This window comes from Streptomyces sp. NPDC028928 (assembly GCF_055564915.1).
On the sequence record NZ_JBVHVI010000021.1, the window covers coordinates 117,200 to 132,452 of the forward strand.

The following is a 15,253-nucleotide window of genomic DNA, read 5'->3' on the forward strand; positions in this document are numbered from 1 at the left end:
TACGGGCCGTGGTCCTGTGCGCCGGCCCACGCGCGCGTGCGGGGGGCTTCTACGCCTCTGCGTCCGCGTCCTCCGCCAGCCACCCCAAGCTCTTGTCCACGGCCCTGCGCCAGTTGCGGTACTCGCGGTCGCGGACCGCGTCCTCCATCGCCGGTGTCCACTCGGCGTCCTTCTGCCAGTGCGACTTCAGCTCGTCCAGGTCGTTCCACACGCCCGTGGCCAGCCCGGCCGCGTAGGCGGCGCCCAGGCACGTCGTCTCCGACACGCGGGGCCGGATCACCGGCACACCGAGGACGTCCGCCTGGTGCTGCATGAGGAGGTTGTTCTTCGTCATGCCGCCGTCCACCTTGAGGGCGGTGATCCGCACCCCGGAGTCCTGGTACATGGCGTCCACGACCTCGCGGGTCTGCCAGCTGGTCGCCTCCAGCACCGCGCGCGCGAGGTGGGCTTTCGTGACGTACCGGGTGAGGCCGGTGACGACTCCGCGCGCGTCGGAGCGCCAGTAGGGCGCGAACAGGCCGGAGAACGCCGGCACGATGTAGGCCCCGCCGTTGTCCTCGACGCTCGCCGCCAGCGTCTCGATCTCGTCGGCGCTGCGGATGATCCCGAGCTGGTCGCGGAACCACTGGACCAGCGCACCCGTTATCGCTATGGACCCCTCCAGGCAGTACACCGGCGCCTCCCCGCCGATCTTGTAGCCCATCGTCGTCAGCAGCCCGCTCTTGGACGGCACCGGACGGTTTCCGGTGTTCAGCAGCAGGAAACTGCCGGTGCCGTAGGTGTTCTTCGCGGTGCCCACGTCGTAGCAGGCCTGCCCGAACACGGCGGCCTGCTGGTCGCCCAGCGCCGAGGCCACCGGCACCCCGGACAGCTGCCCGACCGCGGTGCCGTACACCTCCGCGGAGGACCTGATCTCGGGCAGCACGGCCTCGGGCACGTTCATCGCGGACAGGATGGAGGGATCCCACTGGAGCGTGTCCAGATTCATCAGCATGGTGCGGCCCGCGTTCGTGACGTCGGTGACGTGCCGGCCGCCGTCGGTGCCGCCCGTGAGGTTCCAGATCAGCCAGGAGTCGATGGTTCCGAACGCGATCTCACCGCGTTCGGCCCGCTGCCGCAGACCGGGCACATGGTCCAGCAGCCAGGCCGCCTTGGGCCCGGAGAAATAGCTGGCCAGCGGCAGCCCGGTCTTCTCGCGGAAGCGGTCCTGGCCGTCCGTGCCGCCGAGTTCGGTGCACAGGGCCGCGGTGCGGGTGTCCTGCCAGACGATCGCGTTGTGCACCGGCTTGCCCGTGGTGCGGTCCCACAGGACCGTGGTCTCGCGCTGGTTGGTGATGCCGAGCGCGCTCAGCTGGTCGGGACGCAGCCCGGCCCTGGCGAGCGCACCGGCCACCACGGCCTGCACCTTGGACCAGATCTCGGTGGCGTCGTGCTCCACCCAGCCGGGTCTGGGAAAGATCTGCCGGTGCTCGCGCTGGTCGACGGCGACGATCGCGCCGCTGTGGTCGAAGACGATGCAGCGGCTGGACGTGGTGCCCTGGTCGATGGCGGCGACGTACGTGTCGGCGGTGTCCGTCATGGCTGTCCCTGGGTCGCTGGGTCGCTGGGTCGGATCGCTGGCCGCAAGGCCGTACGGGAATCGGCAGCCGGTGGATCAGAAGGCCGCGTTGTAGACGAGGCCGGCCAGCGCTCCGCCGATGAGCGGGCCGACGACCGGGATCCAGGCGTAACCCCAGTCGGAGGTGCCCTTGTGGGGGATCGGCAGGAAGGTGTGCACGATGCGCGGGCCGAGATCGCGGGCGGGGTTGATGGCGTAGCCGGTGGGCCCGCCGAGGGAGAGGCCGATGCCCACGACGAGCAAGGAGACGATCAGCACGGTGGTGCCGGATTCGCCGAGCCCCTCGGTGAGCCCGAAGGCGAGGACCGGCAGGACGAGCGCGACGGTCGCGATGATCTCGGTGACGAGGTTGGCGACCGGGTGCCTGATCTCCGGAACGGTGGAGAAGATGCCGAGGGTCGGCACGGGTTCACCGGCGGTGCCGTCCGTGGTGCCCTCCGTGCGGACGTTGGCCTGGAACTGGGCGAGGTACACCAGGTAGGCCAGTACGGCGCCGAGCATCGCGCCGACGATCTGCCCGAGCAGATACACCCAGACCCTGCCCCACTCGCCGGTGTCCACGGCGATGCCGATGGTGACCGCGGGATTGAGCTGGCCGCCGGAGAGGGGAGCGGCGGTGTACGCGCCCGCGAGCACGCCGAAGCCCCAGCCGAACGCGATCACGATCCAGCCCGAGGCCCGCGCCTTGGAGTGTCTGAGGGTGACGGCGGCGCAGACGCCCGCGCCGAACAGGATCAGAATCGCGGTGCCGATGACCTCGCCGACGAAAATGTCTCCGTTGCTCATGGCGGCTCCCTTGGCGCCGGTGGGGGCCGATCGGCCCCGGCCCTGTCGTGCAGGACGGTTCCCTCGGCGACTTCAGCCGAAGGCAGGCACGACCCCGCGCCCCGCCCGGCGTCCGTGACGAGCGTGCCGTCGCAGCCGGATCGCCCTGGAAGGCCGGGCCGTGGAGCAGGACAGACCCGTGCCGCAGTGCCTGATAACGCCGAGAATGTACGGCGATGTCGGCTGACACCGGGAAGTGTTCACCGGCGTCCCGGGGGCGTCAAGGTTGCCGGCAGCGACGGTGACACCGACCTTTTCACGGGCCCCGGCGCTCCCGGTTCACGGCAACGGACGTATACGGAACGGCCGTTTCACCAACCCGGTTCGGCGGCCGCGTATCCGGCCGGTGCCGGGGTCGGCCCCGGGCCGCCGCGCCGGACCTCGTGGCCGGGTAGCCCGGCGCGTCCGAGCACCCAGCTCGCGCCGTTCAGCGCCTTGGCGGCCTTCTTCAGCGGGGCGAGGTGGGCGGCGGCCTGGTGGTGGTCTCCCACACTTCCGGGGCCGCAGACGACGGTTGCCAGGGAGAGGGTGACCGGCTGTCCGCCCGCCGCCCAGGGAGCGTCCAGTACGGCCGCCACCAGTGGATCGAGCGCCTCCTCTTCGGCCAGCACCAGGAAGTCGTCTCCGCCGATGTGTCCCACGCGCGCGTGTCCCGCGACCGCCTGCTGGAGCGCGCGGCCCACCGCACGGATCAGCTCGTCGCCCGCGGCGAACCCGGCTCCGTCGTTGACCTGCTTGAAGTGGTCGATGTCCAGCCAGCTGAGGGCGAACGCCCGCCCGTCGGCGATCCGCCGGTCCACCTCGCTCACGATCGCGTCCGAACCGGGCAGCCGGGTCAGCGGGTTGAGCCCGGCGGCCTCCTCGACCCGGCTCTCGGCCAGCGCCCGCACCAGGTCCGCCAGCCGTACGACCCCCACGCACCGGCCCCGCTGGTCGACCACCGCCACGTCGTCCGAGGTCCGGTCCCGGCCGCCGACCGCCACCACGTCCAGCACCTCCCACGCCGTCGCGTCGACGCCGACCGTGCGGGGCGCGTCACCCAGTTTGAAGGCCGGCCGGTCGGCGTACAGGGCGTGTCCGTAGCGGCCGGACATCGACAGCAGGAAGCGCGAACGGTGCACCGACCGGACGGGCCGCCCGGCCTGGTCCACCAGCAGCACCCCCGAGACGTCCGGAGAACCGGTCAGCAGCGCCCGCACCTGCCCCGCCGAGGCCGTCAGCGGCAGTACGGCGGCGGGTCGCACGAACTCCCGCACCGACGGCCCGGAGCGGGGCACGTCCAGAGCACCGGCAGTCAGCGGCGGAACGTATACGTCCGCCGCGGGGATCCGGGCCGGCGGCGCGAACAGCTCTCCCTGGGCCAGCTGGGCACCGGCCGACAGGGCGGCCGCACACTGGAGCTCGGTCTCCACGCCCTCCACCGCCACCAGAGCGCCCAGTTCCTCGCACAGTGTCCGCATCGCCCGGACCGCGGCCGGCCGGGACAGCAGCGAGGCGTCGAGCTTGACCAGGTCGGGGGAGAGGTCGGTGAGCAGCCTGAGCGGTACGTCACCGTCGCCGATGCCGTCCGCGCTGATCCGGAACCCCTGTTCGCGCAGCGCGGCCACCGCCTCCAGCAGGGCCCGCTGCGGCACGTGCGTGTAGGGCGGGACGATGTCGAGCGTCACCTCCCAGGTCATGCGCCCCGCCGCGCGCACGGCGTCGTGCAGCGGTGTGAGCCCGCCGAGGTCGGCGAGCGTGGCCGCGAACACGTTCAGGTGCAGCGGCAGCAGCGTTTCCTTGCGGGCCGCCGCACGGAGCGCCAGCACGGTCAGCCTGCCGTCCAGTTCGGGGTTCCGGCGGGCCTCGGACAGGACGTCGCCGGTCTCCGGGCGGGCGAGTGTCTCCAGTGCGGCGACCGCGCCCGTCCTCAGGTTCACCACCGGCTGGAAGGCGAAGCGGAGATTATCCGTCCAGGAGTGCACGGGAGCATGATGGCGTTGCTCGCGCACGCCCAGGCGCAGTTCATGAGACGTTCACGCAGGATTCCGGGCTGATCACACAGCGTGGAAGCCTCCACGCCTCCGCGCGCGGCGCATCACGCCCCGGCCTGGCCCCGCTCACCGCACGACGACCACCGAGGAGCCGTGCCCGAAGAGTCCCTGGTTGGCGGTGATACCCACCCGCGCCCCGGCGACCTGACGGTCCCCCGCCGTGCCTCTCAACTGCCAGGTCAGCTCGCACACCTGGGCGATGGCCTGAGCCGGCACCGCCTCGCCGAAGGAGGCCAGCCCGCCACTGGTGTTCACGGGTATCCGGCCGCCCGGGGCGGTCGCGCCCTCCCGGAGCAGCTTCACCCCCTCGCCCTCGCCGCAGAGCCCGAGATCCTCGTACCACTGCAACTCCAGCGCGGTGGACAGGTCGTACACCTCGGCCAGGGACAGGTCCTCGGGGCCGATACCCGCCTCCTCGTAGGCGGCCCCGGCGATGGACGCCCGGAAGGTCTCCGCCGCGGGCGCCACCGCGACCGCGGAGTCCGTGGCGATGTCCGGCAGGTCCAGCACCGTGTTCGGGAAGCGGGGCGTCACCGTCGACACCGCCCGGATCCGCACCGGCCGGGCGACACCGTGCCGGTGCGCGAAGTCCAGGCCGGACAGCACCAGGGCGGCCCCGCCGTCGGAGGTGGCGCAGATGTCCAGCAGCCGCAGCGGATCCGCGACCACCGCGGAGGCGGCCACCTCCTCGGCGGTGACCCGCTTGCGGTACCGGGCGTACGGATTGAGCGCTCCGAACGCGGCGTTCTTCACCTTGACCCGTGCGAAGTCCTCCGGGGTGTCCCCGTGCACCGCCATCCGCCGCCGCGCGTACAGCCCGAAGTACGCCGGATTCGTCGCGCCCAGCAGGCGGAAACGCAGCCAGTCCGGATCGTCGGGGCGATCCCCGCCCGCGGGCCGGAAGAATCCCTTCGGTGCGGCGTCCGCGCCCACCACCAGGACGACGTCCGCGAGACCGGCGAGGATCTGGGCCCGCGCGGCGGCGATGGCCTGGGCCCCGGACGCGCACGCCGCGTACACACTGGTCACCCTGGCTCCCTGCCAGCCCAGGGCCTTGGCGAACGTAGCCCCCGCGACATGTCCCGGATACCCGCCGCGCACCGTGTCGGCGCCCACGACGGAGCCGATGTCCCGCCAGTCGAGACCGGCGTCCGCGAGTGCCGCGCGGGCCGCCGCCGTCCCGTACTCCACGAAGCCACGGCCCCACTTGCCCCAGGGGTGCATGCCCGCACCGAGCACCGCCACGTCGTCCGTCATGCCGCCACCCCCGTCGGCCGCCAGTGCCAGATCGTCCAGGTCGTCTCCGCGTCCCGATGGAGCACACCGGGGACGACCTCCACCTCCATGCCCACCGTCAGATCGGCGACGGTGACCCCGGGAGCCGCCTGCCCCAGCACCACGATCCGCTCGGCCTCCAGCTCCACCGCGATCAACGAGTACGGCTCCCACGGAAGTTCCGGATTGCTCACATAGGGTGACGGCGGGCGGTATCTGCTGTCGGTGTACGACCAGATTCGCCCCTTCCGTGACAGCGGGACCTCTTCCAGGCGGCCGCCCGCACAGTGCGGGTTGCGGCAGTGGACGTCCTCGCGCGGGAAGAAGACCGCGGCGCAGGCCGTGCAGCGGGTGCCCAGGAGCCGGAAGCCGTCACCCTCACCGGTGAACCAGCCGGCGACCGCCGGCTTGCGTGTGTGCGACAAGGGTCCTCCCCGGGAGCTGACCTGACGGATCGTCAGAAGTGTGCCACGAGCAATCTGAAATGTGCAGGCTGTTTCTGTGAACCGAACGGCACCCCACGGCGTCGTGGTACACGAGGGGTGGCCGGGACCGACGGGGGTGATTCCGGCCGCCCCTTCCTGTTGCGCCCGTTCCTGGCCCGTCACTGCCGGAACACGCCCCTCCCCTGATCGGATACAGTCCGCGCGTGTCCGAAACTCAGCACCCAACTGCCAATTCCGCGCCGGACTCCCACTGTTCGAGCTGCGGCGCGCCCTTTGGAGAGGGCGTTTCCGGCTGGCCCCGCACCTGCCCGTCCTGCGCAACCGTCGCCTACCGCAACCCGCTGCCGGTCGCGATCGCGCTCCAGCCCGTGTACGACACCAAGGGCACGGCCCTGGTCGTCATCACCCGGACCGTCGCGCCCGCGCGCGGGGGCACGGCCCTGCCCGGTGGTTACATCGACGACCGCGAGGACTGGAAGCAGGCCGTCGTACGCGAACTCAAGGAAGAGACCGGCATCGACGCAGCCGCCCGGGACGTGCGGCTCGTGGACGCCATGAGTTCGCCCGACGGGCACCTGCTGCTGTTCGGCCTGCTGCCGGAACGCCCGGCCGACGGACTGCCGCCCTCCGGACCCACGGACGAGACCGAGGGCTGGCAGCTGCTGCGCAGGCCGGAGGAGCTCGCCTTCCCGCTGCACACGGTGGCCGTCAGGGCGTGGTTCGAGGGCCGCTACGTATGAGCCCGGCCGTTCAGCCGAGCCCCCGCAGGCGCACCGGATAGGGCGGTTCGGCCACGCCGTCCTCCCGGTCCCGGGTGACCACCACCCGGCCGCCCTGCCGGCGGGCGACGTAGCGTTCGATCTCCGGTTCGTCCCAGCCGTCGCCCGGGTCCGGCACCACCAGCCCGGACCCGGTGCGTCCCCGCGCGGGTGCCCACACCTCCAGCTCCAGCCCGCCGCCGGCGCCGCGCACCGGCAGCACCGCCCCCGCGCGCGCGAGCACCGGTATCCGGGACAGCGGTGCCTCCACCAGGACCTGGCCCGGGCCCTCGTAGACCTTCTCCGTCACCGTGTCGTACCAGCGGCCCCGCGGCAGCTGCACCGCGCGCCGGTCCGTACCGGGATCCAGGACCGGGGCCACCAGAAGGCCGTCGCCCAGCAGAAACGTGTCCTCGCAGTCGCGCAGAGCCCGGTCCTCCGGAGCCCCCCACCACAGCGGCCGGACATAGGGGGCGCCGGTCCGCCGGGCCAGATGCGCGAGCGTCACGAAGTACGGCAGCAGCCTCCGGCGTTCCAGCAGCGCCACACGCGCGTGCTCCAGCACCTCGGCGCCGAACTCCCACGGCTCCCTGCGCCCGGCCCGCAGGCTCGCGTGGGTGCGGAACAGCGGCATATAGGCGCCCAGCTGGAACCACCGCAGATACAGCTCCGGCGACGGACTGCCGTCGAAACCGCCCACGTCCGGACCCGAGTACGGCACCCCGCACAACCCCAGCCCCAGCACCAGCGACAGCGACGCCCGCAGCCCCGGCCAGCCCGTCGCCACGTCCCCCGACCACGTGCCGCCGTACCGCTGCAGCCCCGCCCAGCCGGAACGGGAGAACAGGAAGGGCCGCTCCTCGGGCGCCAGCTCGCGCAGCCCCTCGTAGGCGGCCTGGGCCATGCACAGCGCGTACACGTTGTGCGCTTCCCTGTGGTCGCCGCCGCGCCCCTCCAGGGCGTGCCGCGCCGAACGCGGAAGGGTCGGCTCACCGAAGGCGCTGAACGACGTCGGCTCGTTCAGGTCGTGCCAGAACCCCGCGAAGCCCTGCCCCAGACGCTCCTCGTAGAGTCCGCCCCACCACGCACGCACGCGCGCGTGCGTGAAATCCGGGAAAACCGACTCGCCGGCCCACCCGACGCCCCGCACCTGGCGGCCCTGACCGTCCCGCACGAACGCGTCCACGGCCGAACCGCTCTCGTACACGGCGTCGCCCGGTTCCGCCCGCACCGCCGGATCGACGATCGACACCAGCCGGACACCGTCCCGGCGCAGCTCCTCCGCCAGCACCTCCAGCTTCGGGAAACGCTCCCGGTCGACCGTGAACACCCGGTGCTCGTCGTAGTGGTCGATGTCGAGGTGCACGGCGTCCAGCGGCAGCCCGTGCTCCTGGTAACCCGCGACGATCCGGCGCACCTCCTGCTCGCTGCCGAAACCCCAGCGCGCGTGGTGATGACCCAGCGCCCACGCGGGCGGCAGCGCGGGCGCCCCCGTCAGCGCGGCCCACGTGTGCAGCACGCGCGCGGGAGTCCCCACCGCCACCCAGCAGCGCAGCGGACCGCCGTCCATCCGGACCTCGCAGTGCCCCGCCCGGTCGTGCCCGGACCCGGCGCCCTCCTCACCCTCCCGCAGGACGACCGTGCCGTCCCAGGTGGTGTCGTGGAACACCAGGTGCGTGCCGGCGTCCGCCACCACCAGCTGCACCGGCATCGTCAGATACAGCGGATCGTCACCGGGCCCGAACGCACGGCCGGGATCGGTGTTCCACAGCCGGTATCCGCCGTCCCGCAGCCGGGGCCCGGACGCACGCCCGCCCAGTCCGAAGAACCGGGCGTCCGCCGCCACCTCCGACCGCAGCATCCACCGGCCCGCACCCCCCTCGACCGGCTCCCACCAGCGCGGCGGCAGCTCCCGCCGCAGCGTCACCCCGCCCGGCGTGCACACCTCCACCGCGCCGTGCCGCGACACCACGACCGTCACCCGCTCGGCCACCACCCGCCAGCCGCCGTCCTTGTCCGGCTCCAGCACCGCCCGCGGATCCGGCTCGGGACCACTTCCCGCCAGCGCGTACGACGGCTGCGGACCCGCCCCGTCCCACCCCCAGAAGACCGCCCCGTTCACCGCCACGACGATGCGCAGCTCGGAGCGGCTGAACCGGATCAGACCGCCCCCGGGACCCGGCTCCACGTCCCGCACCTGTCCCGGCACCCGGGCCCGCTCGGGCCCCCGCCTCGGCAGCCCGGCGGCGTCGAGACGCCTCCTGCGCCACGAGGCCCGCACGGTACGCAACCCCAGAGCCGCCCTTCCCGAACCGACCACACTCACCGAACGCACCAGGTCACGACCGTCCATGCTGCTCACCCTGCCACTGAGCGCCCCACGCGCGCGTGTCGTTCAACTGCCGTTCACCCGTGCCCGGGCCACATCTTCATGACATGGACTATGTGGGGCGCACCCTGGTGTAGAAGTCGATCACATGGCATCGTCCCTGTCAGCCGCGTCACGCGCACACCCCAGCCCGTGCGCGGACCGACGCACACGACGCGCACAGCCCGGGAGCCGCTTCAATGTCGACCGCGAACCCCCAGCCGCTCTGGCAGCCCGATCCCCAGCGGATCGCCCAGGCCCGCATCACCCGGTTCCAGGCATGGGCCGCCGACCACCACGGCGCCCCGGCCGAGGGCGGGTACCCGGCCCTGCACCGGTGGTCCATCGACCAGCTGGACACCTTCTGGAAAGCCGTCACGGAGTGGTTCGACGTACGGTTCTCGACCCCCTACGCGCGCGTGCTCGGCGACCGCGCCATGCCCGGCGCCCAGTGGTTCCCCGGGGCCACCCTCAACTACGCCGAACACGCCCTGCGCGCCGCGGCCGACCGCGCGGACGAACCCGCCCTCCTGTACGTGGACGAGACGCACGAACCGCGCCCGGTGACCTGGTCCGAGCTGCGCCGCCAGGTGGGGTCCCTCGCCGCCGAACTCCGCGCCCTGGGCGTACGCCCCGGCGACCGAATCAGCGGCTACCTCCCCAACATCCCCCAATCCGTCGTCGCTCTCCTGGCCACGGCCGCCGTGGGCGCCGTCTGGACCTCCTGCGCCCCCGACTTCGGCGCCCGCAGCGTCCTCGACCGCTTCCAGCAGGTCGAACCCGTCGTCCTGTTCACCGTCGACGGCTACCGCTACGGCGGCAAGGAGCACGACCGCCGCGAGATCGTCGCCGAGCTGCGCCGCGAGCTGCCCACCCTGCGCGCCGTCGTCCACATCCCGCTGCTGGGGACCGAGGCCCCCGAGGGCGCCCTGGAGTGGTCGGCGCTGACGGCGGGGGACACCGAGCCGGTCTTCGAGCAGGTCCCGTTCGACCACCCGCTGTGGGTGCTGTACTCCTCCGGCACGACCGGCCTGCCCAAGGCCATCGTGCAGTCGCAGGGCGGCATTCTGGTCGAGCACCTCAAGCAGCTCGGCCTGCACTGCGACCTCGGCCCCGAGGACCGTTTCTTCTGGTACACCTCGACCGGCTGGATGATGTGGAACTTCCTCGTCTCCGGCCTGCTCACGGGCACCACGATCGTTCTGTACGACGGGAGCCCCGGCTACCCGGACACCGGAGCCCAGTGGCGGGTCGCCGAGCGCACCGGAGCCACCCTCTACGGCACCTCCGCCGCCTACGTCATGGCCTGCCGCAAGGCCGGCGTCCACCCCGCCCGCGACTACGACCTGTCCCAGGTCAAATGCGTCGCCACCACCGGCTCCCCACTGCCGCCCGACGGCTTCCGCTGGCTGCACGACGAGGTCCGCGACGACCTGTGGATCGCCTCCGTCAGCGGCGGCACGGACGTCTGCTCCTGCTTCGCCGGCGCCGTACCCACCCTCCCGGTGTACACCGGCGAACTCCAGGCCCCCGGCCTCGGCACCGACCTGCAGTCCTGGGACCCGAGCGGCAAACCCCTCGTGGACGAGGTCGGCGAGCTGGTCGTCACCCAGCCCATGCCGTCCATGCCGATCCACTTCTGGAACGATCCCGAGGGCAGCCGCTACCACGACAGCTACTTCGACACCTACCCCGGAGTCTGGCGCCACGGCGACTGGATCACCGTCACCTCCCGCGGAAGCGTGATCATCCACGGCCGCTCCGACTCCACCCTCAACCGGCAGGGCGTGCGCATGGGCTCGGCCGACATCTACGAGGTCGTCGAGCGCCTGCCCGAGATCAAGGAATCCCTCGTCATCGGCATCGAACAGCCCGACGGCGGCTACTGGATGCCGCTGTTCGTGCACCTCGCACCGGGTGCCGTCCTGGACGAGGCACTCCTCGACCGCGTCAAGCAGGCCATCCGGGAACAGCTCTCGCCGCGCCACGTCCCCGACGAGATCATCGAGGTGCCCGGCATCCCGCACACCCTCACCGGCAAACGCATCGAGGTCCCGGTCAAGCGCCTGCTGCAGGGCACCCCCCTGGACAAAGCGGTGAACCCCGGCTCCATCGACAACCTCGCCCTGCTCGGCTTCTACGAGGAACTCGCCCGCAAGCGCGCCTGATCCCGACGGAGCATCACCCTCCGCATCCGCCCCCCACAGCGGACCAAGCGCTTTGACCTGCGCAGACGTCCCCGTCACCCGGTCCACGACCACCGGCGGCACTGGCATTGTCAGTGCCGCCGGTTACGGTGAGTGAGCACTGATCGACTGCGCATTGGGGGAATCATGGCGCACACCGACCACCAGACCATGCGACGCGTCCTGCGCCGCGAGATCGCCGGCACCATCGGCGTCCTCACCGACGACCACGACTTCCGCGCCATGCGGCGCTACCGAAGCTTCACCTTCGACGACCACACGACCTACCTCCGGCAGCTGGAGGCCGTGCTCAAGGCCCGCGCCGCAGAAGGCACCCACACCACCCTCGCCCTGTTCGACCCCGAGGACTACGCCGCGTACTGCGCGGACACCGGCCTCGACCCGGAGGCCCCGGCCAGCCGGACCCGGTTCACCGCGGAACTCGCGGCCACCGGCCCCACCATCCCCTACGACGGCCGCCCGCTCGCCGACCTCCTCCCCGCGCTCGTGGACGAAGCCGTCCGCCAGGCCACCTGGGAGTACGCCACCACCCTCCTCACCCGCCTCGGCCCCTGCCCGACCTGCGGCGAGGACATCGGCAGGGCAGCCTTCACCCGCGCCTCCGAACTCCTGCTCCGCATCCTCGACACCGCACCACCCGGCGACCGGCACCTCGTCTGCACCGTCTCCGGACCACCGGACACCCTGGTCTCCGTCCTGCACGCCGACCAGGACCCCCACGGCGCGACCCGCCTGGACGAGGCCGAGGCCCTGGAATTCACCAGCGTCCTCGCCCTGGGCCTCGCGACCCGCAGCCCCGGGGGACTCGTCATGCGCACCAGCGCCACGGGCACGGCCGACCGCGTCTACGGCTGGCGACTGCGCGGCGGCGCCCTGGAACCCCTGACGGCATCCGAGGTGTTCGACGCCTACTGCACGGACGTCGAGTCCGGCGACCTCATCCCCCCGGAGTCCGGCGTCGACTACCGCGAGCCCCCCGCCCTCGGAGAGGAGAGCACGGCACCGGACCACCGCCACTGAGGGGCAGGACCGCGACAGGAACACAGCAGGGGCGTCCCGCCCGAAGGCAGGACGCCCCTGAACCCGGCACCCCGAAGGCGCCGGTACGGCCTACTCGCCGGACAGCACCGCCTGAGCCGCGCTGCGCGCCTCCTCGGCGCTGTCGGCCGCACGCGCCGCGGCGGCGGCCCGCTCGCACTGCGCCAGCGTGTACTTCGCCAGCGTGGCGCGGACGTACGGAATCGACGCCGAACCCATGGACAGGGAGGTGACACCCAGACCGGTCAGCACACAGGCCAGCAGCGGATCGGACGCGGCCTCACCGCACACCCCGCAGCTCTTGCCCTCGGCCTTGGCCGCCTCGGCGGACAGCGCCACCAGGTCGAGCAGCGCCGGCTGCCACGGGTCCTGCAGCCGCGACACCGCACCCACCTGCCGGTCCGCGGCGAACGTGTACTGCGCGAGGTCGTTGGTTCCCAGCGACAGGAACTCCACCTCCTGCAGGATCGAGCGTGCACGCAGCGCGGCCGACGGGATCTCCACCATCGCGCCGAACTTGGCCTGCAGCCCCGCCTCACGGCAGGCGTCCGCGAAGGCCTTCGCGTCCCTGCGGTCCGCCACCATGGGCGCCATGACCTCAAGGTAGACGGGCAGACCCTCGGCGGCCTTCGCCAGCGCCGTCAGCTGGGTGCGCAGCACCTCGGGGTGGTCGAGCAGCGTCCGCAGCCCCCGCACGCCCAGCGCCGGGTTCGGCTCGTCCGCCGGCGTCAGGAAGTCCAGCGGTTTGTCCGCACCCGCGTCCAGCACACGCACGACCACACGGCCCTCGGGGAACGCCTCCAGCACCTGCCGGTAGGCCTCCACCTGCTTCTCCTCGGAAGGAGCGTTCTTGCTGTCGTCAAGGAACAGGAACTCGGTACGGAACAGACCGACACCCTCGGCCCCGGCCTCCACGGCTGCCGGCACATCCGCCGGACCGCCCACATTGGCCAGCAGCGGCACCTTGTGCCCGTCCGCCGTCACACCGGGACCCGTCGAAGCGGCCAGCGCGGCCTTGCGCTCGGCGGCCGCGGCCTCCAGCTCCGCCTTCTTCTCCTCGCTCGGGTTCACGAAGACATCACCGGTGCTGCCGTCGACAGCGATCACCGTGCCCTCGGCCAGCTCACCGGCACCCGGCAGAGCCACCACGGCCGGCACACCCAGCGCCCTCGCCAGGATGGCGCTGTGACTGGTGGGACCGCCTTCCTCGGTCACGAAACCGAGCACCAGAGACGGGTCCAGCAGAGCCGTGTCGGCCGGAGCCAGATCCCGCGCCACCAGTACATAGGGCTGGTCACTGTCCGGGACACCCGGCATCGGAACGCCCAGCAGCCGGGCGACGATACGATTCCGCACGTCATCGAGGTCGGCCACGCGTCCGGCGAGGTACTCCCCGGCACCGGCCAGCAGCTCCCGGTACGCCGCGAACGCGTCGTACACGGCACGCTCGGCAGTGCTGCCGACGGCGATCCGCCGGTCCACGTCCGCCATCAGCTCGGGGTCCTGGGCCATCATGGCCTGCGCCTCAAGCACCGCCTGGGCCTCGCCCCCGGCCAGGTTGCCGCGCGCCATCAGGTCGGCGGCCACGGCATCCACAGCCTGACGGGCGCGCCCCTGCTCCCGCTCCGCGTCCTCGGCGGGAATCTGCTTCGCCGGCGGCTCCAGCACCGCTGTACCCATGTGCCGAACCTCGCCGATCGCCACGCCATGGCTCACGCCGACGCCTCGCAGCGTTGTCTCCATCTCACCCGTCTCCGATAGTGCGGCGGGTCCCGCCGCCGCGATGGTTGTCCTGTTTCGCCGCCCTAGGACGGCACTGCTGTCAGTTCCAGGAGAAGAGGCTGTCGCCGGCCTTCACGTCACCGCTGTCACGCAGCTCGGTGAGGGACTCGGCCGTGGCCTCCAGCGCGACGATCGGGCACACCGGGGACTTGCCGGCGGCCTCGACGGCAGCGGGGTCCCAGCGCACGACGGCCTGGCCCCGGGTCACGGTGTCGCCCTTGTTGACGAGCAGCTCGAAGCCCTCGCCATTGAGCTGAACGGTGTCGATACCGAGGTGGGTGAGCACACCATGACCGCTCTCGTCGACGACGACGAACGCGTGCGGGTGCAGGGAGACGATGACGCCGTCCACGGGCGCCACGGCCTCGGAGGCCTCACGCACGGGGTCGATGGCGGTGCCCGGGCCGACCATGGCCCCGGAGAAGACCGGATCCGGCACTGCGGCCAGTCCGATGGCACGCCCGGCAATAGGGGACGTCACGGTGGTCATGGGAAGCCTCCCAAGGAGTGGAGCTGTTCACGGGCCGTCACTGGCTGTCCCGGACGGCGCACTGAGCAGCAGCGTATGTCATGTGAAGTGGCGGTTCCGGATGGAAGCTACCAGCTAGTGGTCTAGACCACCAGCCCGACGGATTTGCACCGCCTTCAAGGCTCCGTGTACAGTCGTACTCCTGCTGGGGGCAACGAGGCGTGCGACAAGCGCCCTCCGCTCTGGCAGCACCCAAACTCGTCAGATCCTATCTCTGGATCTCCTTCTGCATGTTCGCAGGAGGGTGGTCAGAGAGACGGAAAAACCCTGATAGAGTTTGAAACACCGAAGGGAAGCCCGGAGGAAAGCCCGAGAGGGTGAGTACAAAGGAAGCGACCGTTCCTTGAGAACTCAACAGCGTGCCAAAAGTCAAC

Annotated in this window: 11 protein-coding genes; 3 read left to right on the top strand and 8 right to left on the bottom strand. The window is 71.8% G+C overall.

All coding sequences use genetic code 11. From position 1 onward, the window contains the following. Positions 1-49: 49 nt before the first annotated feature. The 5 genes from glpK to ACZ4U1_RS36930 form a co-directional block, all read right to left on the bottom strand. Positions 50-1,579 (bottom strand): glycerol kinase GlpK, encoded by a 1,530-nt coding sequence (glpK, locus tag ACZ4U1_RS36910; protein WP_467908537.1) that lies wholly within the window; start codon positions 1,577-1,579, stop codon positions 50-52. Positions 1,580-1,654: 75 nt separating this feature from the next. Next, positions 1,655-2,404, bottom strand: coding sequence for an MIP/aquaporin family protein (locus tag ACZ4U1_RS36915; RefSeq protein WP_467908538.1), 750 nt, complete (start codon positions 2,402-2,404; stop codon positions 1,655-1,657). A gap of 350 nt (positions 2,405-2,754) precedes the next feature. Continuing rightward, positions 2,755-4,407, bottom strand: a complete 1,653-nt coding sequence (locus tag ACZ4U1_RS36920) for an EAL domain-containing protein (RefSeq protein WP_467908539.1) — start codon at positions 4,405-4,407, stop codon at positions 2,755-2,757. Between the two features lie 135 nt (positions 4,408-4,542). Further along, positions 4,543-5,733, bottom strand: a complete 1,191-nt coding sequence (locus ACZ4U1_RS36925) for a lipid-transfer protein (protein WP_467908540.1) — start codon at positions 5,731-5,733, stop codon at positions 4,543-4,545. Further along, positions 5,730-6,176, bottom strand: coding sequence for a Zn-ribbon domain-containing OB-fold protein (locus tag ACZ4U1_RS36930; RefSeq protein ID WP_467908541.1), 447 nt, complete (start codon positions 6,174-6,176; stop codon positions 5,730-5,732). The genes ACZ4U1_RS36925 and ACZ4U1_RS36930 overlap by 4 nt, the downstream gene beginning before the upstream one ends. Positions 6,177-6,400: 224 nt before the next feature. Here ACZ4U1_RS36930 and ACZ4U1_RS36935 point away from each other — a divergent pair, with 224 nt between their 5' ends. Next, on the top strand, positions 6,401-6,937 hold the full coding sequence (locus ACZ4U1_RS36935; protein ID WP_467908542.1) for an NUDIX domain-containing protein: 537 nt from the start codon (positions 6,401-6,403) through the stop codon (positions 6,935-6,937). A gap of 10 nt (positions 6,938-6,947) precedes the next feature. On the opposite strand, the gene ACZ4U1_RS36940 is transcribed toward ACZ4U1_RS36935, so the two are convergent. Further along, complete coding sequence (locus ACZ4U1_RS36940) at positions 6,948-9,308, bottom strand: glycoside hydrolase family 31 protein (RefSeq protein ID WP_467908543.1); 2,361 nt, start codon at positions 9,306-9,308, stop codon at positions 6,948-6,950. A gap of 215 nt (positions 9,309-9,523) precedes the next feature. On the opposite strand from ACZ4U1_RS36940, the gene ACZ4U1_RS36945 reads away from it, so the two are divergent. Both ACZ4U1_RS36945 and ACZ4U1_RS36950 read left to right on the top strand, forming a co-directional pair. Next, positions 9,524-11,491, top strand: coding sequence for an acetoacetate--CoA ligase (locus tag ACZ4U1_RS36945; RefSeq protein WP_467908544.1), 1,968 nt, complete (start codon positions 9,524-9,526; stop codon positions 11,489-11,491). A 165-nt stretch (positions 11,492-11,656) separates the two neighbouring features. Beyond that, the gene (locus ACZ4U1_RS36950; protein WP_467908546.1) at positions 11,657-12,550 is read left to right on the top strand and encodes a hypothetical protein; all 894 of its coding nucleotides are present in this window, start codon (positions 11,657-11,659) and stop codon (positions 12,548-12,550) included. Positions 12,551-12,640: 90 nt separating this feature from the next. On the opposite strand, the gene ptsP is transcribed toward ACZ4U1_RS36950, so the two are convergent. Both ptsP and ACZ4U1_RS36960 read right to left on the bottom strand, forming a co-directional pair. Then, positions 12,641-14,311, bottom strand: coding sequence for a phosphoenolpyruvate--protein phosphotransferase (gene ptsP, locus ACZ4U1_RS36955; RefSeq protein ID WP_467908547.1), 1,671 nt, complete (start codon positions 14,309-14,311; stop codon positions 12,641-12,643). 79 nt (positions 14,312-14,390) lie between these two features. Continuing rightward, positions 14,391-14,840 (bottom strand): PTS sugar transporter subunit IIA, encoded by a 450-nt coding sequence (locus ACZ4U1_RS36960; RefSeq protein ID WP_467908548.1) that lies wholly within the window; start codon positions 14,838-14,840, stop codon positions 14,391-14,393. Positions 14,841-15,253 lie beyond the last annotated feature (413 nt).